Here is a 26,070-nt window from a genome sequence, read left to right as displayed (position 1 = left end):
TTATAACCAGTTCAGATTGCGGATTGCTTCCCTGTTTTTTACCATGCGGATTCCCTTATCGATATCTTCAGCGCTGATGTTCTCCCGTTTATCCATGAGAGCCGAAAGGATGGCTTCCTTGACCATCATCCGGATATCCGATCCCGAAAAACCTTCAGTCTGGGCTGCAAGGCGCTGGTAATCGATAGTGCAATGAAGCGAACCGGTTACCTTCCTCAGAATATTTTTCCGCATATCTTCATCGGGCAGTGAAAATTCGACAACTTCATCAAACCTCCTCCAGGCCGCTTCGTCAAGCAGTTGCGGGTGGTTCGTCGCACCTATCAGGACAACCCCGTGCTTGACGAGGTTCATCTTGTCGATGTTTTTTAACAGAGAATTCACAGCCCGTTTCATCGCCCCGTGATCATCAGCAACCCGGCTCTTTGCCACGAAATCAAATTCGTCAATGAACAGGATTGCCGGTGAGATCTTTTTTGCCAGTTCAAAAATGCGATCGATATTCTTGGAGGTCTCGCCAAGGAACTGCGAAGTAATCATCGAGAGACGCACTTCGAGAATTGGCATATGCATGGTATTGGACATGGCAAGGGCAAGGGATGTTTTTCCGGTTCCCGGCGGCCCGACAAAGAGAAGTTTTCCTACCTCATAAATACGATGCTGTCTGAGGAAATCCCGGTGGGCGATCGCATGCTCGATCTTGTTGATGATGGCCATTTGGTCAGTGGTGCAGACAAGATCTTCCATCCTCTGCTCAACCTCCTCGGGAGCAAGCACGATAACCAGATCAAGGGCCCCGCGGAGTTTTTCATCCTCACCGACCAGTTTTGAAATCCTTGTATCAAGGTATGTCTTTGTATCCTCGAACCGGGGATTTGCCGCCCTGACGCTCCGGTATGAGATTCCTGTCGAATCAATCCCTTCATAATAACATGCGAGTGTCGGATTTCTTGCAACGAATCCTTTTCCCCCCTGCTTGATGAACCATTGGGCTGCAGGTGCAAGTGCCGTGATGCGGAGACGCTGTCCGAACTCCTCATAGGATATAAAGGGATTTGCCGAGACCTTGTTGTGTGCATCAGGGATACCCAGCGTACGCTTGATCAAACCGTCACTCACAAAAACGGGTCTTTTAACGTCTGCGGCGGTGGTTATGCTGAAAATTTCACGGCAGGCCGGGGTAAGATCGTTGATATCCAGGTCAGTGTTCTGGTTGAATATCTCAGCCGTCAGCACGACTTCCATTATTTGCAGGGCGTCAGAGTCTCCGGTCATGGCTGTAACCTTAATTATTCATCTTGTCATTGAATAAGGCTATCTCACCCGGTGGTGACAATGCACCCGTCAGTGGTGACAATGATGGTATGTTCCGCCTGGGAGACAAGCGATCCCGGAATATCCGATAACACCGGATAGGCCCGGAGCACCTGCGAGCGGACAAGTGCAGGAAGGACAATATCCGTTTTCTTCTCGTTCACCCAACGACGGGAGAAGGGGAGGCCGCGGCGGTCCCGGATCTTTTCCAGAACAGCCCTGCCTGCAGGGATTCTGACAGGTTTTGGAGAGATCTGGGAGTAGATCTCCCGGCGAGTTTTCTCCATAACACGGCCGCTGCCGGTAGTAGCGAATGGTTCGATGGCAAAAACCATCCCCTCCTCAAGTACCATGCCACCTTTGATCCCGACATTGGGAATCGTCGGCGATCGGTGTTGGACATACTGGCCGAGACCGTGCCCGGTAAGGTTCGATACCGGCCTGTATCCGCGACTCTCGATCTCATACTGGATCGCAGAACCCAGATCGCCAACTGATACACCGGGCCGGACCCTGCGGATCGCGGCATCGAGTGCTGCTCTTGAAGCTTCCACAAGGAGGGAATTGGTCCCAAGGTCCACAGTCATTGCCGTATCTGCGATATATCCGTCAATATGGATACCTAGATCCAGTTTTACAACATCGCCTTTCGCAAATATCCGTGAATCCCCGGGAGAAGCTGTATCGTGTGCCGCGTCCTCGTTTATTGACAGGTTCAGGGGAAATGCCAGCCCGGCTCCTTCTTCGGTCACTCGCGATTCGATGGTTTCGACAACAGCAAGGTATGGTGTACCGATCCGGATCTCTTCAGCCCCTTCCCTGAGTATCTTTGCTGCAATGCGGCCGGCCTCGCAGTATTTATGAAAAATGTCATCGTTCATGCTATCAGGTCCTCGGAAAATGACGTGAAATTGCTAAATCCTGTTTTTGTCACGGCACCAATGTCCTCCACCCGGACACCCCCGATACCCGGGTAGTACAAACCAGGTTCGATAGTGATTACATTACCCGCTTCAAGGTTTTTTCCTGCAGGGCCAAGGGAGGGGAGTTCATGCACCTGTAAACCGACACCATGACCGAGACTGTGCATGAAACCCCGTGTATCGCTTTCGTATCCGTGTTCCCTGAAAAAATCAACAACAATCTGGTAGAGGTCTGCACCGCTCACACCGCTTTTAACCCGTGAAACGGCCAGTTGCTTTGCTTCAAGAAGGGCGGAATACATCTCGAGAATTTCCGGTGACGGTTCCCCCTTGACCAGCGTACGCGTCATATCCGAATAATATCCCGATTTTTCGTGCAGCGGGAAGAGATCGATGATAATGGGTTCGTCAGCCATCAGGGGGCCGGATCCCGTCATGTGGGGGATTGCTGTATCCTTCCCGCACGATACTATCGTGTCTTCTGCGCTGCAGCCGTGTTCCAGCAGAACACGATGCATCGCATATCGTATATCTTCCGATGTCAGGGGTTTACTATCATGATACAGGATCCCTTTTTTCACGGTAGCGCGCCTGATAAGCAAAACCGCCTGAGCCATTGCAGTCTGGGTAATTGCCTGGATCCCCCGTAAGCATCTGATCTCCGGCCTGCTTTTTTTTGCACGCATGGAAAGGACAGTGCCGGTATCAATCTTGACGGTACAGAACTCACCGAGAGCGCTTGCCAGTGCAACGGGGAAATTCGGCGGCACGAGAATTTTTTTCCCGGCCTGTTCCGCAATCATCAGTGCTGTTGCCCGGTAAGGATCTTTCTCTTTTTTCAGGATCTCAGGAAGCCCTGCCTCCGCGCGTGTCATAACCGCGGTTATACTTTCACGGGATGCGCGCCCCACCTCCATCTGGGAGATGATAATTGTCCCTCTGCTCCCCTTCTTTTTAAAAAAAACAAAGGGATCGCTTGTCGTAAAATGAGTGAGGTACCTCATATCGGCATCCCGCGAGTTGGCATATGCCACATATGCGTCAGCGCCGCTTTTCCTGATTGCATCTGAGAGAGGATCCATCTGGAGGTATATTTGTTGTGAAACGTCAAGTACTTTTATTCCGGAGTTGACGTACCTGCAATGGATGAGAAGGCAAAAGCCCAGTTCAGATGGAAATTTTATCGTCTGACCGTCGAATTAAACATCATCATCCTTCTCATCGCAATGTCGATTCCCGTGTTTATGATCATTCAGTCTCCCGTTACAACTCCTCTGATTTTCATCATGCTTGCTGTTGCTCTTGTCCTGTTACTGGATTTTATGAAAAAATACCGGGAAACAAAAGCATGGCTTGATGATAACGCAGACAAAGAAAAAGAACAAAAGGATGAACATGGATCATAACACGTTCCGCAGGGTTGGTGCGGGTCTCCTATGATAAAGAAGATGAAAGATGAAATTGAACTCCTCAGCCGGCATCTCGAAGTAGCAAAGGCGGTTGCTGATCATCAGCCGATCGGTATCATGAAACTTGCCGAGCTGCTTGATCTGCCCTCTCATCGTATCCGTTATTCCCTCCATGTTCTCGAGCAGCTCGGTTACATCCGTGCGTCTCCTGATGGTGCCATAGCGACACCGCAGACGCATGAATTATTCCTGCATCTCGATGAAGACCTGGACGCTCTCATCGGTCTTCTGTCAGCGATGAAAAGGAAATAACCCCCCGAAGCAGGACCCCCCGTTTTCTCTCCCTGATCCCTCTCATAGTTACCTTTAAAAGTACTCAGAAAGAATCTAATAAGGCGCATTAATCGTGCCTCCCTAACTCAGTTGGTAGAGTGTCGGACTGTTAATCCGAATGTCACAGGTTCGAGCCCTGTGGGGGGCGTTTGGGGGCCCGTAGCTCAGTCCGGTTAGAGCGCCCGGCTCATAACCGGGCGGTCATGGGTTCGAATCCCTTCGGGCCCACTGCCGGTTTTTCAATCGTCTTTTCTTTACGGCAGCGTATGTGGCGATGTTAATTGAAAACCTTTGTATGATGGGACATGCATAGGAAGCAGCATGAAGTGTCCCGTCTGCGGGATGGATTGCGTACAATCGGCAAAGGAAATTCTTACGACCCTCCCTGGCATCTTTCTTCCCTGCCCGAACTGTAGTATACGGGTACTTGACAAGCGGGCTCCCTCTCCATCGCTTGAATATGGACTGCCCTGTTCGTGCGGAAAACGGTTTATTGACGAGGTTTTTACCCACATGTACGTGATCATGGTCGAGGAGGGGGACCTGACAACCACTGATCCCCTGATCGCTGTCGGGTCTCCGCTCGTGCATCCCGGATTTGCGATGGATCGACCTCCCTTCCTTCCCCAAAAATCCCTGACCCTGCTGACATCTGCTGCAACCAGAAAAACTGCGGAACGTCTGATGAATGAAGTTCCTGAGCTGCGCGGTGTTATCAAAAAGGAAAATTTTATCCCGGGGATCACAAACCCGAATTTCGATTCCGTCCCCCGCGTCTATGAACTCCTGGCCGGATGCGATGTGAGGGCAGATATCTTCCCGCTCAGGACCGGGCCGCTCGTCATGTATAAACAACAATCGCGCATCCACATCGAGTTTCCCCGGGGGGGGTATCCAAAAATCCAGGCCGTTGTGCAGCATGTGGGAAATCCACCGGCCAAATTCTTTGTTGATGCGTGTTCCGGTGTCGGGACCCTGGGACTTGCGGCGGCCTGCCTTGGTGTCCCCCGCGTAGTCCTGAACGATGCGTGGTACGCATCTGCGTTCTGGTCAGCGTTCAACCTCGAGGTCAACAGGGAATACCTGCAAATCGACCGCGTCAGGATATATGAACAGGAAGAGGATATGGAAAAACATCCGGTCATGAAGGAACCGGTAAAGATCGCAGAAACAGAGGGTAAACAGAAGATTGAGGTGTTCCAGGGTGATTTCCGCAGGCTTTATACTGTCCTTTCCATGGATCCATCTCCAATAACGGTTTTCGACATGTTTGACAAGAGCGATACCCCTGCGTTGCACCAGATCCTCGATGAATGGAAGAAAAACGTTGGCGGAGAGGTTTTTATTCCCTGACGATCTCATCTCCCGGCATCTGTGTCCAATTGTTCTTTGGTAAAAAGCCTTTATTGGCCGGTGTACAAAGGTATATGGGGACTAGCCCGGGTGGCTCGGCGTCACTTGTAACCCGAAACCGTCGGTACGCGGGGGGCGAAGTTTGACTGAGGCTGCAACGGCCTTCTGGATCCTGTGTGTCCTGACGGTGAAACCTCGTCCCATGAGGTCGATGGCCAGGTATCAATATTCCGGAGGGAATAACGACCTGTCGCTGCGGGAACCGGTTCAGGCCCGGAAGGGAGCAGACTTACCGCAGACATCCGGCGCCCATGGGGTAACGGGGCTGAGGAGGGATGCTTTGGTGAACGGAGAAACGTACAGTCGACCGATAACCCGTCCCCATTGATGGTTATTATGGCAAAAGTGACCATTATCGGAGCAACGGGAAATGTCGGCATGTTTGCCGCCCATGCGATCTCGGCAATTCCCCATGTCAGTGATATCCTCCTCTACGGGAGGGAGGGGCGTGAATCCCTGTTACAGGGAATTACCCAGGATCTTATCGATTCCTTTGCTGCAAGGGGAACGGATATCGAGACCAGCTGGACGACGAACCTGAACGATGCCAGTGGGTCGGATATTGTTGTTATTACTGCAGGCGAACCCAGAAAAGCAGGACAGGATCGTCTCGATCTCGCGCTCGGGAATGCTAAGATTATTGCCCCGATAGCACGGACAATCGGGTCGGTTGCGCCGGAGACCAAGATTCTCATGGTCACGAACCCGGTTGACGTCATGACCAGTGTGGCGCTGAAGTATTCCGGTCTCAAGCCTAACCAGGTGTTCGGCCTTGGAACGCACCTTGATTCAATGCGCCTCAAATCGCTCATCGCCGCGTATTTCCGGGTGCATGTCAGCGAGGTACATACCAGGATCATCGGCGAGCACGGCGACAGCATGGTTCCCCTGTGGTCCGCAACAACGATTGGGGGCATCAAGATCTCCAACCTGCCGGAATTCTCACACCTGCCTGTTCAGGATATCATCAATTCGGTCAAGTGCAGCGGGCAGTTGATCATCCAGAATAAAGGATCCACTGTTTACGGGCCGGGGGAAGCGATAGCATCGCTTGTCCGGACTGTACTTGGGGATGAAAACCGTATTCTTACCGTCTGTACCTACATCAAAACCGAGGTGCATGGTATCGGCGATGTCTGTATCGGGGTTCCCGCGCGGGTGAATGTTAACGGCGTATTTCCCGTCACGATACGGCTTGACGAATCAGAAGTGATCGCATTCCGCGAGTCCGTTGAAAAGATACGCGGGAATACCAGAAAGGTCCTTGACGCACTCGAAGAATAAGGAAAAAGGAACGGAAGAACCGTTCAAATCAGTTCAGCGTTACTTCAATAATTTCTGCGCGTTCTACGCCGGGGATTGTACTTAAGGACGACTCGAGTTTGTCGGTCTCCCCGCCGGCATCATTGATGATCGCAGCGAACTTGATTGCCTTGAGCCCGAAACCGATCGGTTCCACTTTCATGTCCTGAATACCCGGCAGCTTCTGCTTCAGGGCCGTTTTCAGCTGTTCAAGGTCGACTTCCGGAGACTCCGGCATGACCCTCATGATGACTGCAACACTGCCCATGTCGTTACGGTCCCCCGAATCCGCATTTCGGGCAGGTATATGAGATACTCTGCTCGCGGCACCGGTAACAGCGGCAGATCTCCGCGCCGCAGGCCGGGCACCCGAACTCAGTTGCCCCCTCTTCAGCAAGCGGGGCGTTGCAGGATGTACATTTCTTGTCAGACATTTATGCTCCTCCAGGGATTCCTGTAGATTCCTATAGTATCTCTCTTGAAACCTTTAAAAGGTTGTACCAATCCATGTTCCCGGGACCACATCCCCTTTTAAAAAATGCCTGACGCGGCCAGGACAGGCCCCGTTGATAATTGTTGTCGTTACTTTTTTTTTCAGTACAAACGGAATAAAAAACGGATCGACAACGTCTGTGTCCCTCCTCGTCGTTACCCATTCCATAAGGTTCCCCTGTTCAAAGAGCCCATCGACCGATTTCAGGACCAGAAGGTCAAGGCCGAGTACATTTGCTACCCAGGCCGCAATCGAATCTGAAGTGACATCCCAAGAATGAGGCAGCGGATCGTACTGTCGCACGCTGCAATAGGGCAGGAGAACAGCGGGTCGATCCGGTACCTGGAGAGATGCCGTCGTTCCAATCCCATATGAGGAAATATACCAGCCATACTGGTCCATTGCAGCAACCGCCATCCAGTGTGCCGAATCATCATCTGTCTGTACTTTTCTTACAGCATCTGCAAACGGGCCCCCTCCGGGTACGATGACAAGGGGTCTGGCTGAATTGCGGAAGACCGTGGCCAGTTCTGGGACGTGCGGACAGAGGCTTCCCCCGAGTTTTACGACAAGCGGGGAACTCGGACAACGACAGGATGATGTTTTGCTCATGTGGGGCACCTCAGAATATTATTTCAGTATATTAATATGGAATTGTATACAACCTGATTTTCCATGCGCATCATGCTCGCCCTGAGTGTCGTTCTTTTGTGTGTGATGCATACCAGTGGCGCGGTACAGATTGTCGAGTTCTGTCCCGACCCTTACCTCCACGAGGATGCTGATGAATATATTGTCCTTTCCGGTAATGGGACGCTCGATGATATATCCCTATCAGATAATCACGGGGGATTCCGGTTCCCCCCGGGGACTGTAATCCGGGGATATGTTACTGTAGCCCGAAACGCGGTAGCGTATAACCAGACCCATGGCAGGTATCCGGATTTCGAATGGCTGGATTATTCCCCGGATGTCCCTAATGTGATCAACGGAGATCCACTCCGCCTTGCAAACACCCGCGATGAACTGGTTTTGTATAAAAATAATAACGCTGTCCAGAGTGTTTCGTGGCCGGAGGATGTGAGGCCTCGCGAGGGACAGGTGCATTATCTGGAGAACGGGACCTGGGATCGCCGTGTCCTTCTGATAGGGCAGTCGCGGTTTGAGCCGGCAGTATTCCATAATGCCTCGGTAACAACCTTTGTGTCTCCTGATTGCGCTGGTGAGGTTTTCCGTCAGGTATTAGACAACGCATCAGCTTCAGCCTATGTCAATATGTACGAATTTTCCAGTTCCTTTCTTGGAGAATCGCTGGTTGCGGCAAAAACAAGGGGTGTGGATGTCCGTGTCCTCATTGAGGGAGGTCCGGTCGGCGGAATCAGTCCCGCTGAAAAATCGCTGGTCTGGACCGTCAACCGGAGCGGCATTCCCGTCATGTCCATGGTCTCGACTGCCACAGATCATGCGCCCTACCGGTACGACCACGCCAAATACATCGTGATAGACAATACGTCGATTCTCGTTACCAGTGAGAATTTCAAGAACAGCGGGTTGCCACCAAAGGGGATGAGTGGCAATCGCGGCTGGGGTGTCCATATCAGAAATTCTGGTCTGGCCCACTATTTCACCGGAATTTTTTTTACTGATATCGGAAGCCGGTCGGTTGTTCCGTATTCCGGGACGGCGGGAAAAGCCGAACCGGCATTATCAGAAAAATATCCTGCCGAATTCACTCCTGCCATTTTCGAAGGTGCCACAGTCATTCCTGTTATAGCACCCGACACAAGTTACCAGATTACGGAGATGCTTGACCGTGCCAGGTCGAGTATCGAGATCGAGCAGGCGTATATTAAAAACGAAAGCCGGCTCACCCTCAATCCCTATCTTTCATCTGCAATAAATGCCTCGCGCCGGGGGGTTCATGTCCGGATACTGCTCGACTCATACTGGTATAATGTTGAAGGGCCCGGCAACAATGATGAAATGGCCGTACTTATCAACCGTATCGCTGCCGCAGAACATCTCCCTCTGGAAGCGAAATGCATCGATCTCTCGATCAGTCCTGTAGAAAAAATACACAATAAAGGCATTATTGTTGACGATGAACGCGTACTGGTCAGCAGTATCAACTGGAACAGCAACTCACCTGTATTCAACCGTGAGGCTGGTGTCATCATCGACCACCCCGGAGCAGCCCGGTATTTTCGTGCGGTTTTCGATGACGACTGGAACCCGGTGGCAAATAATAAGAAACCTGCACCAGATTATGTCAGAATCGCTGTTGGTATCCTGGTTCTCCTGTTCCTGTTTGCCGTTTATATCCGTCGTCAGATACTGTAAACAGGCATAATCTCTCGCCTGGCATTTACCACATTTTTTCCGGGAATGAATGAAAAGAGTCAGGACTTCAGATTTTTTTGAGTGCACACTGGCACACGTCACACAGGTTGATGTCGCTTTCACCGGTTACAACGGCGAGAGCCCAGCGGTCTATCATCAGGTCGAGTTCGCTTGAGATCTCGACTTCACCTGCCCCTCGTTTCCTGCTCAGGTACTGGCAGACTGCCGCCCGCGTGACGCCCAGTTTTTTTGCAGCATCACTCTGGCTGAGCCCCTGCTTCTGTACCAGCCGGGATACCATCTCTGCCCGCATGGGCGGAAGCAGAGTTCTGACCATGGAGTCGCAATGCATGAGAGTACAGGTATGTCTGGTCATACGCACGCTGGCTGTTTGTTATCGAGGGCATTCCGGTTCTGGTAGATGATCTGGCGGGCATCACGGAAGTTAAACTTCTCGATGATGAGTTGCCGCTCCTTGAGTTTCTTCAGTGCATAGCGCACGGTCCTTGGTGCGAGGTGGGTCTTCTGCACGAGATCCTTGTGGGTCATCGCGCCGCCCTGATCCAGTATCTCCATAACCGTCAGCGAGGACGGGGGGAGTTGTGTGGGTGTCATGGTACTGATGTTAACAGTGTTAACATATCAAGCTATCGATCATTTAAACCCCCGTTCTCAATATTCATCCATGTTCGAACGCCAGGAGCGGGTAGCCATAATCCTGCTGGTGGCTGTTGCAGTCGCGGTAACGGCAACACATCTCATCCTTTCGGGTCTTGGGAAGCAGCCGTTTTCGCGCCCGTATACCGACAATTCATCCGATGGCGATCTGGTATTTTTCGAGGGGGAGATCGACCAGATCATTCTTACAAAAAGCGGGGGACATATGATCGTGACCGTTAAAAATACCTCCGTTTTTCTGCCGGCGCAGGTTGTACAGGACATCACCCTCCAGAAAGGGGACCGGATCTTCGTATACGGAACAGTCCAGACATATCAGGGAAAAAAGGAGATAGTTATCAGTGATCCCGGGGATGTCCGGGTATCGTCAGTAAATTCCCCGTGATTCTCCCTGACCGGTAACGCGGTGAATATGGTACAATCAGGTATCTCATTTCCCTGGTTGTGATGATTTCTTATGAGGAATCATCATCAGTCTCACGATGGATTTCCGGAGATTGACGCCAGTGCAGCATTTACCGCTTCCTGCACATCGCTGTCAGAATCGCCAAGGCATTCCGTCAGCGCCGGGACCGCCCGCCTGTCGCCAATATTTCCCAGTGCCCAGGCTGCATTTTTCCGGACAATCTTCTTGGGATCCTTTAAGAGCAGGATCAGGGGATCTACCGCCCGGGTATCGCGGAGTTTCCCAAGACCCCACGCCGCCCCGGTGCGGAGCCATTTATCTCCGGATTTGAGAGCATCGATAAGTGGCCCGACGGCACGGGGGTCCCCGATCTTTCCGAGGGATTTGGCTGCAAGCCACTGGACATCGACGAACGGGTCCCGGAGCGCCTCGATGAGCGGTTCGACCGCGTCTGGATCCTTAAGATCACCAAGCGCCTCGGCGGCACGCCACCGGAAGTTGAGGTTTTCATCCTTCAGCAGCTGGATATATCCAGCAACCCGTTTCCGGTGTCTTTCCTCGCTGACTTCAGGTGTCTCCGGCTCTGGCTCAGCCCGTTCCAAAATGGTACTCTGCGGTTCAGTATTGCCCATACATCCCTCTTAAGCCACCCATACGTAGTATCGCACGATTAAAGTATTCCTTATTGTTTGAAGCGGCGAATCTGCGGTTGCGGGAAAGAGGGACAGAACAAGATACCGGGATCTTCTGAAAAGCAGGAAACGGTCAGTTAGTGGTCGTCGGGAAGTATTTCCAGGGTGATAGAAAAATTCCTGACTGTATGGGTGAGTGCACCCATGCTGATGGTATCGACGTCGAGCGTTGCATACTCCGGGAGCGTTGTCTCAGTGATCCCCCCTGATAATTCGATGGTGACATGGTCGCGGAGGCCGGCACGTTTAAGGTTCGCGAGAGTGGTTTTGACAAGGAGGGGTGTCATGTTATCAAGCAGGATAATATCAGCTCCTGTCTTTGCAGCGGTCAGGGCATCACGCGGGGTCTCAACCTCAACTTCGATTTTACGGTATGCCGATGCGGCCTTCGCTGCCTGGATTGCTTTTGAGAGCGGGACAAGGGCAAGGTGGTTGTCCTTAATCAGGATGCCGTCGCTGAGGCTCATCCGGTGCGGGTCGCCGCCGCCAAGCTGCACTGCTTTTTTGTCAAGGGCCCGGAGACCGGGGGCCGTTTTCCGGGTGGCTGCAATCCTGCACCGGGAATTTACAGAGGCAACGATATCGGAGAACTTTTTTGTCTGTGTCGCAATCCCGCTCATCCTGCCGATAATGTTGAGGGCGGTCCTTTCAACGAGAAGGATCGCCCGTGCATTCCCTGAAAGCGAAAGGACGACATCGTCCGATCTGACGGTATCTCCATCCATCTTTTTCTGCTTTACCGCGATCCCGAAATGTGAAAAGAGGGCAGAAGCTTCTGCAATACCCGCAATAATCCCGTTCTGTTCGGCCCGTATCACCGCACGGCAGCAACAGTCCGGAATAACTGCTTCTGAGGTAATATCCCCATACGGGGTATCCTCCTCAATAAACCGGAGCAGGTATTCCAAAGGGATCATCAGTTCCCCGCCTGTTCATTGCAATTATGTACCGACGACAATGGGATCATTCATTCTCTCCAGAAGCGAGAGGATCGAGAGGGCAGCGAGATAACTTGTGGCCTGGTTGTCGGGCGACGGTACGTTGGTTACTTCGATATGTGCCTCCCCGAAATCTCCTTCAACAAAAAGTTCGTGCACGTTCCGGTCGACTGCCGGATCCACCCAGAGCTCCACATCGGTATCCTGGCCGGCGGCAAGGCTCATTGCAACGGAGACATTGACATTCTTCGGGAATGCTTTGATGCATTCATTGGCTTTCCCCGAGAAGATCAGTTTCCTCTCCTTTGCCACGATATTCAGGGACGCCGGGCTCTTGGTGGTACGGAGGAGAAGGCGGGTAATCTTCGAGATCCTGCCGACTTTCAGGTTGTCAAGACCGAAAATTGCCCCGCTCGGTATGTAGACCTTTGTCCCTGACGAAAGTGCAGTCGAGCGGATCCGTTCCCGGAACGCCATGTCGGCAAGCGCACCCACGCTCATAATAATGAGCTTCTTTTTACGGGACAGGACATCCTCAGCATGCATCCAGACAGCAACGACCGATGCTGCCTCGACGATAACATCGGTATCTGCCCTGATGAAGGATTCAAAATCGTCAAATGCCTGCGCGCCGGAGATCCGGGCGATCTCCTGCGACCGTTCCGGAATTTTGTCGTAGACGGCGGTGATCGTAAAACCGGATGCATGCTCGGCAATGATATGCCCGATATTGCCACAGCCAAGCAGCCCGATCTTCATCATCATTATCAGATTACGGGTGTCATCGGTTAAGCATTGTGCTTAGACGGCGCGATGATATATGCAGAAACCGGCATTATTAGGGATTACGATCAACGGATCCACAGGATCAGGAATGAGCACCGCCAAAGAACAGGGAACAGAAACCCGAAAAGCGCTGGAATCCCTGCAAAATCTTCGCAACCGTTCCGTCTACATAGAAACCTATGGCTGCCGGTTCAACTTCGGGGATACGGCAAAACTGGTGGAAGTCCTGCGATCCCAGGGTTGTTTTTTTAGGGAGAGTCCCGATGACGCAGAGGTCATAATCATGAATACCTGCACCGTTGTCGGGCCGACAGAGCGGAGGATGCTCCGCCGGCTCGCGGGTTTCAGGGACCGTGACCTTATTGTAACCGGCTGCATGCCCAGAGTCCAGCGCGAAGCAATTCTCAGCGTGTGTTCACCCGTGATAATCGATCCGGAAATAATTCAGGAACTCTACCGCCCCCTCGGATCGGTCGCAGGAGGCGGAATCGGTATCGTCCAGCTGGCGCAGGGCTGTTCGGGCACCTGCACGTACTGCATAACCCGGTTTGCACGGGGTCCGCTGAAGAGTTTTCCCAAAAAGGAGATTCTCAGTCAGGTGCGGGCATTTATCCGTGCCGGTGTACGGGAGATCCAGCTGACCGCGCAGGACGTCAGCGCGTGGGGGCAGGATACCGGGGACTCGCTGCCGGAGCTCCTTACAGCACTTGACCGGATCCCCGGGCAGCACCGGATCCGCGTGGGTATGATGAACCCGGCAACCGTGAAGGGACAGACCGGTGATCTCATAGATGCTTTTTCCGGCGACCATATCTTCAGGTTCATCCACATCCCGGTCCAGTCCGGATCAGACGGGATACTCAGGCGTATGGGCAGGGACTATACCGTGGCCGAATTTGAGGGGATAGTCAGTGCCTTCCGGCAACGATACCCTGAGATCACGGTTGCCACAGACATGATCGTAGGTTTTTGTGGGGAGTCTCCGGCCGATTTTCAGGCATCCCTCGACCTGATCCGGAGGGTGCGGCCGGCAAAGGTCAATGTAACCCGGTTTTCCCGCAGGCCGTTCACTCCCGTTTCCCGGAAAGAGGACTTCCCGGATCATATCAAGAAAGACCGGTCCCGGGCCATGAATGCTGTTGCCGAAGAGGTATATTCCGCCATGAATGGCGCGCAGATCGGCAGGACCGTCCCGTTCACAGTTACGGAATTGCTCCGGAAGGGATCGGTTATGGCGCGCTCACCAGAATATACCGGGATTGTCCTCCGTGAAGACCTGCCGGTAGGATTCTGTGGAAAAGCGATCCTGAAAGCAGACAGAAAATATTTTTTTATCGGGGAACGTGTTTCCTGATCGTCACGGTCATGCGGCAGATATCAGGCAGGCATGGATCTGTATCCGGCAATCCAATCCAAGTGGTTTTATACCCTGAGTAATAACATTCCCTATCCCTGAGCGAATACGTACCGTGACAGGTGACCCCGATGGATGAGATAGAAACCGGATTTGCAAAGATTCTCGAAAAGATCGACGAACTGAAAAAGGGGGAGACGGAATACTCTGAAGAGGTACGGAAGAACGATGCAAAACTCCTCTCCCGCATGGCCGAAACGGCAGCTCCCCTTGTGAAGACCATCGGCATCAGCATGCTCAAGAAAGGAAAACAGGACAACAAGGGTGAGATTTACCACCCCCAGTATTACCCCCAGAAGATGATCATCCTCGGGAAAACCGAAACGCCCGGTGTCCGTCCCGACAATCCCCAGATGCCGGTCACCGACCAGTTCTGCGTCCTTTCTGAAGACGGCGAGTTGTTCGAACTGATGTACAGTTTCGACGGGTTCCTCACGGACTCGTACCTGAAACCGCTGGAGCCGCGGCGGGCTATCGATGAATACGGGTACGATGTCATGTTCATGCTTTATTCAGCAATGCATGATTACCTGAAAGGCGAAGAGGCCCTGATCCGGGCCCTCGACACTGTGCTCGGATATATCACAGCCAAAAAAACCTGAATTTTCAGGTCTTTCTTTTTTGCTACAGGTATTTCAGCCGGTTTCGGTTTCCTGCATCCGCTGACGGATTCGCTGTGATAAAAAGGATAAGAATGGGCCCGATGTGATTCGAACACATGACCTCCCGGTTATCAGCCGGGCGCACCACCTGGCTATGCTACGGGCCCAGAAGTTGCCGTGAATTTACCCTAATTACTACTCCATCAGAGTTTTTATAGGTTGTGAATCCCAGACAGAATGACAGAATCCCCTCAGATAGGGATATGTACACAAAAACCACGGTACTTATACGGATATGGGATCATGGAACGAAGATATCTCCTCGGAAACGAAGCGATTGCTCATGCCTGTGTCGAATCCGGCGTGGATTTTATCAGCGGGTATCCCGGCACTCCGTCGTCGGAAGTGATCGATACCCTGCGAGTACAGCCGGACCGTCCATATTATGTCGAATGGTCGGTCAACGAGAAGGTGGCGCTGGAGAATGCCCTTGCTGCAGCCTGGTGCGGTGTCCGTGCCCTCTGCACCATGAAGCATGTAGGGCTGAACGTGGCTGCCGATCCCCTCATGACAAGCGCATATACCGGAGTTACCGGGGGACTCGTCATCATGAGTGCCGACGACCCGTTTGCCCACAGTTCCCAGAACGAACAGGACACCCGCTGTTATGCTCATTTCGCACGGGTGCCCTGCCTCGACCCGGCGAGCGTGCAGGAAGCGCACGACATGATCCTTGAAGCGTTTCCCCTGTCCGAAGAATTCGGAGTTCCCGTGATATTCCGCCCGACAACCCGTATCTGCCACTCGAAGGGCGATGTGGATCTTGGACCGGCAGTTCCGGGAGGAAGAAAAGGAGAGTTCCACAAGGATCCCCGCCAGTATGTTGTCATTCCCGCTCACACGCGGGTCCTCCATAAGAAACTCAACGAGAAGCAGCCGGCGATACGGAAGCGGCTTGTTGAGAAAGGATTTAACCGGTACGAAATCCGCGGGAAGACGGCGATCATCGCGAGCGGCATCGGGGCGTCGTACGTGCAGGAGCTGCTCCCTGCCGGTGTTTCGTTCATGAAGATCGGGGCCTACCCGATCGATGAGGAATGGCTGGGGGATTTCGTCAGAAAGCACGAGAAGGTTCTCGTTATCGAGGAACTCGCACCCGAGGTCGAGGAAATTGTCCGGCAGGTTGCAGGGACCGTCCCGGTTTTTGGCAAGAAGAACGGGTATGCCCCGTACGAAGGGGAGTTGTCGCCTGCCACCGTCGCCGCAATCATGGAGAAGGCCGGGTTCCTTAAAAAGAGCCCGTTCGCACCCGCAGCACCCGTGCAGGACCTCCCCCCGCGCCCCCCGATCCTCTGCGCCGGCTGCCTGCACCGCGGGATGTTCTACGCAATGAAGAAAGTCTTCAAAGACGCCATTTACCCGAGCGATATCGGGTGTTATACCCTCGGTCTCCAGCTCGGTACTGTCGATACCTGTATCTGCATGGGAGCATCGATCACCGTTGCAAGCGGGATCGCACACTCCGGGGAACCACGGGATATTATCTGCACGATAGGGGATTCCACGTTCCTCCACACCGGCATCCAGGGGCTGATGAACGCGGTCTACAACGGTGCGGATATGACCGTCGTCATCCTCGACAACCGGATCACGGCGATGACCGGCCACCAGCCCAACCCGAATTCCGGTGCAACGGCCTGTGGTGTGGAAATTCCCGCGGTCTCTCTGGACGCGATCTGCCGTGCCTGCGGTGTGACCTTTGTCGAGACCGTGGATCCCTTTGATATCACCGGTACGGTGAACGTGCTGCAGGAAGCGAAAAAACGGAAAGGAGTGAAGGTCATCATCGCCCGGCAGATGTGCGTCATAACGGCCCGCCGGGCCGGCGTGAAACGGGGGAGGTACACGGTGGATGCGGAAGCCTGCACCGGCTGCGGGACCTGCGTGCGGTTCGGCTGCCCCGCCATTGAGTTCTCGGATGAGAAAGCACGTATCAATGATCTCTGCAGCGGGTGTTCGGTCTGTGCACAGCTCTGCCCTGCCGGTGCCATCGGGCGGGAGGGGAAGAAATGAGCGGCAGTTACGATATCCTGATCGTCGGGATCGGCGGACAGGGTACTATCCTTGCCTCGAACATCCTTGGCGAAGCCTGCCTCATCGAGAACCGGCATATCAGGGGTGCCGAAACCCACGGCATGGCCCAGCGGGGCGGCTCTGTCGAGAGCCATATACGGATTGGCGGCGAGTTCGGCCCCCTCATCACCCCGGGGCAGGCCGACCTGCTCATATCCTTCGACCTTCTCGAAGCGTTCCGGTATTCGCATTACCTGAAACCTGACGGGAAGATGGTGGTGAACAACCACCTCGTGCTCCCGACATCGGTCTTCACGCAGAAACTGAAAGCTCCCTCGGAAGCAGAGATCGTGGCTGAGCTGAAGAAGCACGCCCTCTGCCTACTCGATGCCGATTCCCTTGCCATAGCCGCAGGAAGCCCGCTCTCGGCAAACGTCGTGATGCTGGGTGCGGCAGCCGGCGTCATGCCCCTGAAACCGGAATCCCTGCTCGAAGCAGTAAAGCGGCTCGTCCCGAAGAAGACCGTGGAGATCAACGCAAAGGCCTTCGAGGCCGGCCGGAACGCCGGCGGTACGTTCAGATGAACCGTGACCTCGGGCCGTTCCGCGAGGATATGGTATACGAAGGGGATGCGCTCGATCTCCTCCCGCAGGTGCCTGACGGGATTGTCGACCTCATCGTCACGGACCCCCCGTTTGCCATCGACTTCAAAGCCCAGCGCCTGAATTATAACCGGACCGGCAGCCATGTTCTTGAGGGCTACCGGGAGATCCCCGGGGAAGAGTACGGGGAATTCACACGGCGGTGGATCACGGAAGCAGCGAGGGTCCTTTCTCCTGAAGGGAGCATGTACATCTTCTCCGGCTGGAACCGGCTCCGTGACATCCTCGAGGGGGTCGACGAGGCAGGGCTCACGACCATCAACCACATCATCTGGAAATACCAGTTCGGTGTGTTCACGAAGAAAAAATATGTGACCAGCCACTATCACATCCTCTTCGTTGTCAGGGACCCGAAACACTATACCTTCAACAAGATCGAGCATTACCCTGAAGATGTCTGGGTCATCAACCGCGAGTACTGGAAGGGCAGGAAAAAGACGCCGACAAAACTGCCCTCCGAACTCGTGAAAAAGATTCTTGATTACTCCAGTAATCCGGGTGATCTTGTTCTGGATCCGTTCCTCGGCTCAGGGACGGTTGCGGCCGTTGCCCGGGACGGGGGGCGCCACTTCCTCGGATTTGAGGTTGTTCCGGAATATTGTGCGTTTGCACGCGAATCACTGTCCCGGAAACCCGGCCGTCGATGAGGGCCCGGTGATCGCCCCGGACTGTATAAAACGGGGGAGGTACCCCCCACCCCCCCACCTGCGATCAGGGCCGGCACCACTCCCGATCTCCCTTCACCGGCGATAGGGCTCATCAGATTCTCTTGTCTGACAGGGGGGATACCCCCCACCCCCCTGCCATGCGGAAGGGGGGGTCTTCCGCGTTTGAAAAAAATCGGGTGGGGGGGTCCCGGGCAGACCCCCCTCCCCGGAAATGAGTAACGTACACGTTTGCGCACACGCGATACCTTCAATTCGCATGGAACTTCTGACGGGATCGGGAAAAAATGCGTCTTATCCGTTATTGAGTAAGGGGGTCTGATCCGGCCAACGGGGGGAGGGGATCCCCCCTGTACCCCCCCACCTCCTGCCAGGGGGGGGTCAGCCCCCCCAAAAAATTTCTCGGTGGGGGGTAGGGGGGGTGACCCCCCCTGTTCCCTGTGAAAAACCGGTGGTTCTGGTAAGAAACGCTGAGGGGGGGAATTGAACCCCCGAGGCACTTTCGCACCACAGGCTTTCCAGGCCTGCGCCCTACCGCTAGACTACCTCAGCAAAAAGTGTATCCTATTGGTATGCCGGGTATTTTTTTAATGGTATCTCTTCTTTTGGGGGTGCCGGCCGCCCGCAGCACCTTTCCTGTCATACGGTTTGCGGACCGATCGCGGCCCCTGTCGCGCTGCAGGCCGCTGATCAGGTTTCTGCTTTGATTTTTTTGGGGTTTTCGTTTTTTCAGGGAAGGTCCTGCCGGATTTCGTCCAGCCCCGGGGGTACGTTCCGGGCTGCAGGAATACCGTCGTGGGGGCAACAACGAGACCGGTGTCTCCCGGTTTGAATGCAGTCGATGCCACCAGTGCTTTCCCGAGGCAGACAAACTCGTTCTTCTGCGAGATGACTGCAACGGTATCACCCTGCCGGAACTCTTTCATGCTGATGATGCCGACGCCGGCGAGTTGTGCGCCCCGGCAGACAGCATCAATGGCCGCGTCGCGGATAACAACAATCGGCAGATCAGGGACTGCCGCATCAACGGAAAGGATCATGGCCTGCAGCGCAGCCGGGTCTCCGCCGCGGGCAGAGACTGCGGCGTCCTGCACGTCATGGAGTGTATGCATCCTGTCTTCCCCGAATGCACCCGACCGGGTGCGCCGCAGCTCCACCATGTGGGCGCCGGTACCGAGAGCAAGGCCCATGTGGTGACAGAGCGAGCGGATGTACGTCCCGGCATCGCACTCAACGCGGAACAGGACAAGCCTCCCGTCGATACCGAGGATCGCGAGGCTCCGGATCTCGCGGATGCGGAGGGCGCGCTTGACAGCGCTTTTCCGCGGGGGGCGCTGGTACAGCCTCCCGGTGAACTCTTCTGCAAGCTTCAGGATCCGGTCGCGGTCAGCGTTCCCGTGCAGCCGCATCAGGCAGACGTACTCCTTGTCGTGCCGGAGCAGCAGGGGGGCGAGGCGGACGGCGTTGCCGAGCATGACGAGGAGGACCCCGGATACCTGTGGATCGAGGGTTCCGGCGTGCCCGACCTGGCACCCGAGCATCCTTCCCACCCAGGCTGCCACCTCGTGGCTGGAGGGCCCCCGGGGCTTGTCGATGACGATGATCCCGGGCCGGCTCCAGAGATGGACCGCGCCGGTCGCCGTTGCATCTGGTGTCATCGTCCCGGCTCACCTCGTGTCGCAAGGAATGAATTCAGCGCGGCGAGCGTCCCTTCAAGGGAACCGTCGCCAACGACAGCCGGTTTAGTTCCCGCAGCCCGCATCGCCCCTGCAGTTATCTCGCCGATTGCCATCACGAGGAGGTCCGGGCGCGGTGCCCAGATGGCTTTTGTAAACGACATTGCGCTGGTGAACAGGACCGCACCTGCCCCGGCAAGGTCGAGTTCGGCCCCCGTCGGCTCAAGGGTGTAGCACCGGTACTCCTTCGCGATACCCCCTGCAGCGGTAATCGCGTCCAGGAGCGAGGGATTCGGCACGTCCGCCCGGGGAATCCCGATGCGTTTACCGCGGATCCACTCCCCGAGATAGGGCACGAAGTCACGGGAATAGAAGCTTGTGAGAACCTCGCAGTCGATGTTATGCCGGCGGAGTTCGCCTGCAGTCTGGGGCCCGATGGCGATGACGCGGGGGTACCTGTCCAGCCGGGGCGCAATAAGTTTTGCCGGGAGGGCGCTCGTAAAGAAGACGCAGTCGAATTCTCCCCTCCCGGCAGCATCGGCAAAGGCCGTGATCGCATCCTCGCGGACTACCGAGCGCAGCGGGTGGACACTGTAGCAGCTGTGTCCTGCATCTGCACACCGCGCCGCATCGCTCTGTTCCTTTCCCGCAAGCCGGGTGACTGCGATCTTCATTACCGATCCATCGCCTCGTTACGTATTGAGGGTATGCATTTCGGTTGATTTATGTCCATTCTCCCCCACCTCTTTTCATGCTGGAGATCCTGCTCGGCGTCTTCCTGGGAGCGCTCCTCGGCACCATCAGCGGGATCATCCCCGGTGTTCACGCAAACACCCTTGCCGGTGTCCTGCTGGGCCTGCAGGCCCCCCTCCTCGCCCTTCTCGGCCCGGTCGCTCTTGCCGGGACCCTGTTTGCGGCCCTGATCACCCATACCTTCGTGGATGCGATCCCGAGCACATTCCTCGGGATACCGGAAGCCGACACTTCCCTCTCCGTCCTGCCGGCACACGCCCTCTGCATTGAAGGGAACGGGGAGGAAGCAGTGCGGATCGCGGCACTGGGAAGTGCCTGTGCCATCGTCATTGCCGTTCCGGTTTCCATCCTCTGCTTCCTCCTCCTGCCCGCCCTCCAGCCGTTTTTCGACTGGTGGATAGGAATACTCCTCATTGCCTGCATCGGATACATGATCGTCACCAGCGAGGCGCCGGGCTGGGCGCTTGCCATTTTTGTTTTTTCCGGGATCCTCGGGATATTCACCCTGCATTACACGTTCCTTTCCTGGCATACCCTCTCCGGCGGGAGCGCCATCCTCATGCCGCTCCTTTCGGGACTGTTCGGTATCTCCGTTCTCCTTGTTTCGTCACGGGGAATCCTGCCGGAACAGCACTTCAGCGGGCTTCGTATCGGGGATACGGCCGTGATGAAATATTCCCTGCTGGGGACCGGTGCGGGTATTGCCGTCGGGTGGCTTCCCGGGCTCTCGACAGCATCGGCAAACGGTGTCCTTGCCTCCATGATCGGGTATGAAAAAGACCGGCGGTCTTATATCCTCGCAACGAGTGCGGCGAACACTGCCAATGCCTTTATCGGCCTCGCCGCCCTCTTCGCCCTCTCCCGGATGCGCAATGGTGTGATGGCTGCACTCTCTCAGCTCCCGCTGCCGTCCATGGGGGAGCTGATGGTCATCGGGATACTTGCTGCATGTGCTGCCTACGTAATCACCGTCAGGCTCTCTTCATCGGCAAGCCGGCTGAACGGGTTTGACAGCAAAACCCTGAACCGGAGTGTCATAGCTTTTGTTATCCTGCTCTGCATCGTCCTGACAGGCCCGTTCGGACTCCTGGTTTTACTGCTCGCAACGGCGGTCGGTCTCGTCCCCCATCTCGTCAATGTCCCGAGAATGTACTGCATGGGGGCAATCATGGTCCCGGTGATGCTGTACTCGTTTGGAATCGCATGGATTTGACGGGAATAGCTGGCATCCTGCCATCGCAGATCTATGGTTTTATACTCGCGAACACCAAATCTATGCTCCGATGCAGTCCTACTGGTTTGGGGATTTTACGGACGGACGATGCCAGCCGTTTACCGGTGATCGCGGTGCCCTTGTCAGCCGTATCCTCTCCCTCTCCACCCGGACGGATATCAGCGCAATACCCGACTGGCAGACGGCAGTCTCCTGCGGATTCTGTCACGACCGGGCTGAGTACCTTGCCCTGCTGCAGGATGCCTGTATCGCCGCCGCTGAGCGTTCCGTAAAGGAGCAGTATTCCGGGAAGGACGCGGAACTGTTGCAGATGGTGCGGACCCTCGATGAAATCGATACGGTTATCAACCTTCTCTCTGAACGGGCAACGGACTGGTACATGGTACGGCACCCTGCGTTCTCGCGGAAATACCGAAGGATCCCTGCGCATACCCTTATCCGGACCATGCAGGAAAAGAGCCGGGGAGCGCTCGGAAAGGTTGCCGGAGAGATCGCTCAGCTTGCCGAGACGAGAACCGCCCTTGCAAAAGAGGTTTCGGCACGGGCAAATGGAGTGATGCCCAATACCAGCGCCCTGATCGGCGGTCTGGTTGCCGCACGCCTGATGGCCCATGCCGGAGGCCTTCAGCCGCTCTCCCGCCTCCCGGCGAGCGCGATCCAGGTCCTGGGGGCAAGGACAGCCCTCTTTGCGCACATCAGGACCCGGACACCGTCACCCAAGCACGGCATCATCTTCCAGCACCGGCGGGTGCATAATGCCCCGCGCGGTATCCGCGGGAGGGTTGCCCGGGTTTTGTCGGGGAAACTCGCGATTGCTGCACGTCTCGATCATTTCCGCGGAGCTGCCGATCCGGAGTTCCTCGCAAAAGCCCAGGAGCATATCGATGCTGCCGGAAAAGGCGGTGAGGCATGATCTGGATCGGCGATGTGCTGGTCTCCCGGGGCGAGGGGGGAGTCTATAATGAGCGGATGCTCGCGGATGCCCGTGTATGGGACCCGTACCGGAGCAAGCTCGCAGCGCTGTATCATGTTGGAAAAGGCGTCGAACTGGAACCTTCACTGAAGGTGCTCTACCTTGGCGCAGCGAACGGGACAACGGTATCTCACGTTGCAGACTATGTCGAGGTTGTCTATGCAGTTGAGTTCGCCCCGCGCCCGATGCAGGACCTTATCGAGGTTGCACGCAGGCGCCGGAATGTCATCCCGATCATGGCCGACGCAACGTGTCCTGAGACATATCGGCCGGTTGTCGAATATGTTGATATCCTGTATCAGGATGTTGCCCAGCCGGACCAGGCTGCCATCGCTGTCCGGAACAGCGTATTCCTCAGGGGCGGGGGATATCTCATACTCATGCTCAAGACCCGGAGCGTGGATGTACGAAAAGATCCAACAGCGGTTTTTGATGAAACCCTTGCGGCCCTGGAGAATGCCGGTTTTTCTGTCCTGGAGAGCGTATGGCTTGCCCCGTATCATCAGGATCACGCAGCGATCGTCTGTAAAAAGCCTGAAATCCGCGGGGAGTGAACGGGATAATGGCCGGCGGCATCCGTTACTTCTCGGCAGGACCATTGACGGCACTCGTGATTCTTCTCCTCGTTGTTGTTGTCATTTGTATGATCCCCCTGGTTTTCCTCGGGATCATTGGTACCGCGTTTACGCGGCTTGGATTATCATGGATTGCGTCACTGGCACTTGTCCTGCTGATGCTTGCGGGCAGTTTTGTCAATATCCCGCTCTTCCGTATCTGTCGTGACATGACCAGGGCGGTTCCTCTGGACGCTGAGGGGAATGAACTGGTACACTCCTCTGAGGGCTGGCCGGTATGGGAGACAGTGGTCTCGATCAATCTCGGAGGGGCGGTAATCCCTCTCATCATCGCGGCCTACCTGATATACCAGGCAGTTGTGGCAAACGGAATTCCCCTTCTGGTTCCCGTTGCCCTGTGCACAGTTGTCTGTATGGCGATCTCCTTTATTTCAGCGCGTGAGATCCCGGGGGCGGGAATCCAGATCTCTGTCCTTATCCCCTCACTCACTGCCCTCCTTGCCGGGCTTTTTCTCTCGGGTGGTGGAACAGGTCTTGCTGCTGCGGTAACAGCACTTGCAGGAGGGACATTCGGGGTACTTGCCGGCGGGAATCTCGCGCATCTTCCCGGAGTACGGAATCTTGACATTCCTGAATTCAGTATCGGGGGAAACGGGTCGTTCAGCGCGGTCTTTCTCTGCTGCATCCTGCCGGCGCTTATAGCATGATGGTGAAGCGCAGTGAGAAATGCCAGATGTGAACCTGCAATGAAAAGAAGTAGCCCGGAGCAGATTCGAACTGCTGTCAGAGGATCCAGAGTCCCCTATGATTGACCGCTACACTACCGGGCTGTATGCCTCATACTTTTTGCCGCTGTTGCTTAATTAAGGTGACGGAGATCATCCGGTCAGGATCCTTTTGCCCGGTCGCACGCCCCGCAGGCTTTGCAGACTTCACGGATCGGGTGGATGAACTTCCCTTTCCCGCAGAACGGTTCGATATCGTGCATGTCCCGGATATAGTACACATGGGGCACAAGGGAAATGTGGGTATAGGTGCCGAGGGGCAGGCTCAGCTGGTCCGCGATGGATTTCTGGAGCTGGACAAGCGCGTACATGTTGGCACCTGCAGCAGTGAGCATGTCGTTCGATCGGAAAACCACCCGCATGTGCAGTCTGCCGTCCCGCACGGTGCACTGGATAAGCTGGAGACAGGGGCAGTCATCGAGTTTTTCATCGATGACGGGATTCCATGTGATAGCAATAGCCCTTCGTGTATTCGGTGAGGCCCGGAGTTTTTCAACAATATAGGCAATCTGGTCGATATGCACCGGAATCCCTTCTGTTGCGAGACGTTCGCCCCAGTCAAAGAGCCGGCCATGGTAGTCGTATTCAAACGAGGCATGGGATCCCTGCAGAAGGTCTTTTGCGTACTGTTCGACAAACTTCTGCTGGAACCGGGAATGCGGGCTTGTCATCGGTTCTGCAAGAGGAGTGTCTACCTGCATGGCAATTTCTTCGAACTCAACGGTAGCTTCAGAATCTTCAGTCCGGAGAATCCACCCTTTCTCCAGGATCATCTTGACCACCAGCTCATGCGCATGCCCGATGCTTGGTGCCCGGATAATTCTCATACATAATGCTGGGCCATAATACCTAGTATAGCTGTTGAAACGGCTGTGAAGGGGATTTGAGGCGTCTGGTTGAAAAAAAGACTTATACTTAGAATCTTTGTAATCAGCTATTTTGGTATGTTACCTTTTTTACCCTGAATAAAATTCCCCATCCTGCATCCCATCAAAGGGATAGAATATCTTCCCGGCGTTTGAAACCCTGAATACGTGGGTCATGAAAGAATCGCAGAAATCTGATTACTGATATGAGTTCTCACTCATTTTTATCGACAACATTTTCAATGAAGAAAGTTGTACATTAATGTGCAGTATGTATACAATATATTATAGTACACTGCCTGCGCGATATTGTTACCTATAATATGGGTTAGCCCGGGAATCCGATCTGCATGACATGTTGCAATCAATCATAAAAAACCAGTGTAAAATGCCCCGATCGCGAAAACGGTCGAAATCCTCGTCCTGATTAGGTCTGAAAAACAACCACAAAGGATATATTCGCTCTTTTACAAATACTGTTTCATATTCCGTCTAAACGGAGTATGGGGCTCGCAGAATCGTTATTCGGCATTTGTCGAAAGCGGTTCGCGGCTTGAAATGTATGATGTAACTTTGGAGGAAAAGAACACATGACTAAGCGATTAACGATTGCACTCGTTGCGGTCGCTCTGTTTGTTCTGATGGCAGTCATGCCGGTATCGGCAGCCGCCCTCTTTGCAAACGGGACCATCATCAACCAGGGTGCCACTATCTTCATTGGTGAAGAGGGACTTAACGTCACTCACGCCATGAACCAGGCTTACT

29 protein-coding genes, 5 tRNA genes and 1 other RNA gene are annotated in these 26,070 nt (G+C 54.6%); 18 read left to right on the top strand and 17 right to left on the bottom strand.

Features of this window, described 5'->3' with window-relative positions:
* Genes A4E33_RS13810 through A4E33_RS13800 form a run of 3 tightly spaced genes read right to left on the bottom strand, consistent with a single transcriptional unit; the run spans position 1 to position 3,319 of the window.
* Positions 1 to 1,275 carry an ATP-binding protein gene (locus tag A4E33_RS13810; protein ID WP_292348986.1) on the bottom strand — a complete coding sequence of 425 codons (1,275 nt, stop codon included), beginning with the start codon at positions 1,273 to 1,275 and terminating at the stop codon, positions 1 to 3.
* 44 nt (positions 1,276 to 1,319) lie between these two features.
* Positions 1,320 to 2,195, bottom strand: a complete 876-nt coding sequence (gene map / locus A4E33_RS13805; RefSeq protein WP_292348984.1) for a type II methionyl aminopeptidase — start codon at positions 2,193 to 2,195, stop codon at positions 1,320 to 1,322.
* Positions 2,192 to 3,319: a Xaa-Pro peptidase family protein gene (locus A4E33_RS13800; protein WP_292348982.1), complete on the bottom strand. Its 1,128-nt coding sequence runs from the start codon at positions 3,317 to 3,319 to the stop codon at positions 2,192 to 2,194. Before A4E33_RS13800 ends, map begins: the two co-directional genes overlap by 4 nt.
* A gap of 60 nt (positions 3,320 to 3,379) precedes the next feature.
* Here A4E33_RS13800 and A4E33_RS13795 point away from each other — a divergent pair, with 60 nt between their 5' ends.
* The 7 genes from A4E33_RS13795 (at position 3,380) to A4E33_RS13765 (ending at position 6,676) form a co-directional block, all read left to right on the top strand.
* Complete coding sequence (locus A4E33_RS13795) at positions 3,380 to 3,643, top strand: hypothetical protein (protein WP_292348980.1); 264 nt, start codon at positions 3,380 to 3,382, stop codon at positions 3,641 to 3,643.
* Positions 3,644 to 3,673: 30 nt separating this feature from the next.
* The gene (locus A4E33_RS13790; RefSeq protein ID WP_292348978.1) at positions 3,674 to 3,958 is read left to right on the top strand and encodes a hypothetical protein; all 285 of its coding nucleotides are present in this window, start codon (positions 3,674 to 3,676) and stop codon (positions 3,956 to 3,958) included.
* Positions 3,959 to 4,054: 96 nt separating this feature from the next.
* A tRNA-Asn gene (locus A4E33_RS13785) sits at positions 4,055 to 4,127 on the top strand.
* Positions 4,128 to 4,132: 5 nt separating this feature from the next.
* Positions 4,133 to 4,207 (top strand) — tRNA-Ile (locus tag A4E33_RS13780).
* Positions 4,208 to 4,300: 93 nt separating this feature from the next.
* Positions 4,301 to 5,332, top strand: a complete 1,032-nt coding sequence (locus tag A4E33_RS13775; protein ID WP_292348976.1) for a hypothetical protein — start codon at positions 4,301 to 4,303, stop codon at positions 5,330 to 5,332.
* 74 nt (positions 5,333 to 5,406) lie between these two features.
* An RNA gene (gene ffs, locus A4E33_RS13770) (signal recognition particle sRNA) lies at positions 5,407 to 5,717 on the top strand.
* An 11-nt stretch (positions 5,718 to 5,728) separates the two neighbouring features.
* The gene (locus A4E33_RS13765; protein ID WP_292348974.1) at positions 5,729 to 6,676 is read left to right on the top strand and encodes a malate dehydrogenase; all 948 of its coding nucleotides are present in this window, start codon (positions 5,729 to 5,731) and stop codon (positions 6,674 to 6,676) included.
* 28 nt (positions 6,677 to 6,704) lie between these two features.
* Here A4E33_RS13765 and A4E33_RS13760 read toward each other — a convergent pair whose 3' ends face one another.
* The 3 genes from A4E33_RS13760 to A4E33_RS13750 are packed head-to-tail and all read right to left on the bottom strand — an operon-like array spanning position 6,705 to position 7,799.
* Positions 6,705 to 6,962, bottom strand: a complete 258-nt coding sequence (locus A4E33_RS13760) for an elongation factor 1-beta (RefSeq protein ID WP_292348972.1) — start codon at positions 6,960 to 6,962, stop codon at positions 6,705 to 6,707.
* A gap of 4 nt (positions 6,963 to 6,966) precedes the next feature.
* Positions 6,967 to 7,128: a zinc finger domain-containing protein gene (locus A4E33_RS13755; protein ID WP_292348970.1), complete on the bottom strand. Its 162-nt coding sequence runs from the start codon at positions 7,126 to 7,128 to the stop codon at positions 6,967 to 6,969.
* Between the two features lie 53 nt (positions 7,129 to 7,181).
* The gene (locus A4E33_RS13750) at positions 7,182 to 7,799 is read right to left on the bottom strand and encodes a uridylate kinase (RefSeq protein ID WP_292348969.1); all 618 of its coding nucleotides are present in this window, start codon (positions 7,797 to 7,799) and stop codon (positions 7,182 to 7,184) included.
* A gap of 63 nt (positions 7,800 to 7,862) precedes the next feature.
* Here A4E33_RS13750 and A4E33_RS13745 point away from each other — a divergent pair, with 63 nt between their 5' ends.
* Complete coding sequence (locus tag A4E33_RS13745; protein WP_292348967.1) at positions 7,863 to 9,527, top strand: phosphatidylserine/phosphatidylglycerophosphate/cardiolipin synthase family protein; 1,665 nt, start codon at positions 7,863 to 7,865, stop codon at positions 9,525 to 9,527.
* A gap of 67 nt (positions 9,528 to 9,594) precedes the next feature.
* Here the strand turns inward: A4E33_RS13745 and A4E33_RS13740 are convergent, their stop codons facing one another.
* Entirely contained in the window at positions 9,595 to 9,864 is a 270-nt protein-coding gene (locus A4E33_RS13740; RefSeq protein ID WP_292348965.1) for a transcriptional regulator, read from the bottom strand.
* Between the two features lie 35 nt (positions 9,865 to 9,899).
* Positions 9,900 to 10,142, bottom strand: a complete 243-nt coding sequence (locus tag A4E33_RS13735; RefSeq protein WP_292348963.1) for a helix-turn-helix domain-containing protein — start codon at positions 10,140 to 10,142, stop codon at positions 9,900 to 9,902.
* 70 nt (positions 10,143 to 10,212) lie between these two features.
* Here A4E33_RS13735 and A4E33_RS13730 point away from each other — a divergent pair, with 70 nt between their 5' ends.
* The gene (locus A4E33_RS13730) at positions 10,213 to 10,590 is read left to right on the top strand and encodes a hypothetical protein (RefSeq protein WP_292348961.1); all 378 of its coding nucleotides are present in this window, start codon (positions 10,213 to 10,215) and stop codon (positions 10,588 to 10,590) included.
* A gap of 92 nt (positions 10,591 to 10,682) precedes the next feature.
* On the opposite strand, the gene A4E33_RS13725 is transcribed toward A4E33_RS13730, so the two are convergent.
* The 3 genes from A4E33_RS13725 to nadX form a co-directional block, all read right to left on the bottom strand.
* Positions 10,683 to 11,243, bottom strand: a complete 561-nt coding sequence (locus A4E33_RS13725) for a HEAT repeat domain-containing protein (protein WP_292348959.1) — start codon at positions 11,241 to 11,243, stop codon at positions 10,683 to 10,685.
* A 137-nt stretch (positions 11,244 to 11,380) separates the two neighbouring features.
* Complete coding sequence (gene nadC, locus A4E33_RS13720) at positions 11,381 to 12,220, bottom strand: carboxylating nicotinate-nucleotide diphosphorylase (protein ID WP_292348957.1); 840 nt, start codon at positions 12,218 to 12,220, stop codon at positions 11,381 to 11,383.
* Between the two features lie 24 nt (positions 12,221 to 12,244).
* Positions 12,245 to 13,003: an aspartate dehydrogenase gene (nadX, locus tag A4E33_RS13715; RefSeq protein ID WP_292349231.1), complete on the bottom strand. Its 759-nt coding sequence runs from the start codon at positions 13,001 to 13,003 to the stop codon at positions 12,245 to 12,247.
* 112 nt (positions 13,004 to 13,115) lie between these two features.
* Between nadX and A4E33_RS13710 the strand changes: the two genes are divergently transcribed.
* Complete coding sequence (locus A4E33_RS13710; protein ID WP_292348955.1) at positions 13,116 to 14,381, top strand: radical SAM protein; 1,266 nt, start codon at positions 13,116 to 13,118, stop codon at positions 14,379 to 14,381.
* Positions 14,382 to 14,512: 131 nt separating this feature from the next.
* Positions 14,513 to 15,043: a hypothetical protein gene (locus A4E33_RS13705; protein ID WP_292348953.1), complete on the top strand. Its 531-nt coding sequence runs from the start codon at positions 14,513 to 14,515 to the stop codon at positions 15,041 to 15,043.
* Between the two features lie 93 nt (positions 15,044 to 15,136).
* On the opposite strand, the gene A4E33_RS13700 is transcribed toward A4E33_RS13705, so the two are convergent.
* Positions 15,137 to 15,210, bottom strand: a tRNA-Ile gene (locus tag A4E33_RS13700).
* 136 nt (positions 15,211 to 15,346) lie between these two features.
* Here A4E33_RS13700 and iorA point away from each other — a divergent pair.
* Genes iorA through A4E33_RS13685 form a run of 3 tightly spaced genes read left to right on the top strand, consistent with a single transcriptional unit; the run spans position 15,347 to position 18,425 of the window.
* Positions 15,347 to 17,116, top strand: a complete 1,770-nt coding sequence (iorA, locus tag A4E33_RS13695; RefSeq protein ID WP_292348951.1) for an indolepyruvate ferredoxin oxidoreductase subunit alpha — start codon at positions 15,347 to 15,349, stop codon at positions 17,114 to 17,116.
* Complete coding sequence (locus A4E33_RS13690; protein ID WP_292348949.1) at positions 17,113 to 17,700, top strand: indolepyruvate oxidoreductase subunit beta; 588 nt, start codon at positions 17,113 to 17,115, stop codon at positions 17,698 to 17,700. Before iorA ends, A4E33_RS13690 begins: the two co-directional genes overlap by 4 nt.
* Positions 17,697 to 18,425, top strand: a complete 729-nt coding sequence (locus A4E33_RS13685; protein WP_292348947.1) for a site-specific DNA-methyltransferase — start codon at positions 17,697 to 17,699, stop codon at positions 18,423 to 18,425. Before A4E33_RS13690 ends, A4E33_RS13685 begins: the two co-directional genes overlap by 4 nt.
* Positions 18,426 to 18,911: 486 nt before the next feature.
* On the opposite strand, the gene A4E33_RS13680 is transcribed toward A4E33_RS13685, so the two are convergent.
* The 3 genes from A4E33_RS13680 to A4E33_RS13670 form a co-directional block, all read right to left on the bottom strand.
* Positions 18,912 to 18,995: transfer RNA gene (locus tag A4E33_RS13680), tRNA-Ser, on the bottom strand.
* Positions 18,996 to 19,030: 35 nt separating this feature from the next.
* Positions 19,031 to 20,101 (bottom strand): RNA-guided pseudouridylation complex pseudouridine synthase subunit Cbf5, encoded by a 1,071-nt coding sequence (locus A4E33_RS13675; RefSeq protein ID WP_292348945.1) that lies wholly within the window; start codon positions 20,099 to 20,101, stop codon positions 19,031 to 19,033.
* A complete protein-coding gene (locus A4E33_RS13670) occupies positions 20,098 to 20,793 on the bottom strand; it encodes a uroporphyrinogen-III synthase (protein WP_292348943.1) in 696 nt (231 codons plus the stop codon). Before A4E33_RS13670 ends, A4E33_RS13675 begins: the two co-directional genes overlap by 4 nt.
* 77 nt (positions 20,794 to 20,870) lie before the next feature.
* Here A4E33_RS13670 and A4E33_RS13665 point away from each other — a divergent pair, with 77 nt between their 5' ends.
* The 4 genes from A4E33_RS13665 to A4E33_RS13650 all read left to right on the top strand — a co-directional run bounded on the left by A4E33_RS13665 (position 20,871) and on the right by A4E33_RS13650 (position 24,361).
* Positions 20,871 to 22,085: a tripartite tricarboxylate transporter permease gene (locus A4E33_RS13665; protein ID WP_292348941.1), complete on the top strand. Its 1,215-nt coding sequence runs from the start codon at positions 20,871 to 20,873 to the stop codon at positions 22,083 to 22,085.
* A 70-nt stretch (positions 22,086 to 22,155) separates the two neighbouring features.
* A complete protein-coding gene (locus A4E33_RS13660; protein ID WP_292348939.1) occupies positions 22,156 to 23,019 on the top strand; it encodes an NOP5/NOP56 family protein in 864 nt (287 codons plus the stop codon).
* On the top strand, positions 23,016 to 23,633 hold the full coding sequence (locus A4E33_RS13655) for a fibrillarin-like rRNA/tRNA 2'-O-methyltransferase (protein ID WP_292348938.1): 618 nt from the start codon (positions 23,016 to 23,018) through the stop codon (positions 23,631 to 23,633). The genes A4E33_RS13660 and A4E33_RS13655 overlap by 4 nt, the downstream gene beginning before the upstream one ends.
* Before the next feature lie 8 nt (positions 23,634 to 23,641).
* On the top strand, positions 23,642 to 24,361 hold the full coding sequence (locus A4E33_RS13650) for a DUF1614 domain-containing protein (protein WP_292348936.1): 720 nt from the start codon (positions 23,642 to 23,644) through the stop codon (positions 24,359 to 24,361).
* A 50-nt stretch (positions 24,362 to 24,411) separates the two neighbouring features.
* Here A4E33_RS13650 and A4E33_RS13645 read toward each other — a convergent pair.
* Both A4E33_RS13645 and A4E33_RS13640 read right to left on the bottom strand, forming a co-directional pair.
* Positions 24,412 to 24,484: transfer RNA gene (locus tag A4E33_RS13645), tRNA-Gln, on the bottom strand.
* Between the two features lie 56 nt (positions 24,485 to 24,540).
* Positions 24,541 to 25,266 (bottom strand): thymidylate synthase, encoded by a 726-nt coding sequence (locus A4E33_RS13640; RefSeq protein ID WP_292348934.1) that lies wholly within the window; start codon positions 25,264 to 25,266, stop codon positions 24,541 to 24,543.
* Between the last annotated feature and the right edge of the window lie 804 nt (positions 25,267 to 26,070).

This window comes from Methanoregula sp. PtaB.Bin085 (assembly GCF_002067035.1).
In the GTDB taxonomy this organism is placed as follows: Archaea; Halobacteriota; Methanomicrobia; order Methanomicrobiales; family Methanospirillaceae; genus Methanoregula.
Note: the sequence above shows the minus strand (reverse complement) of the source record. Positions and strands in the feature narration are given on the sequence as shown.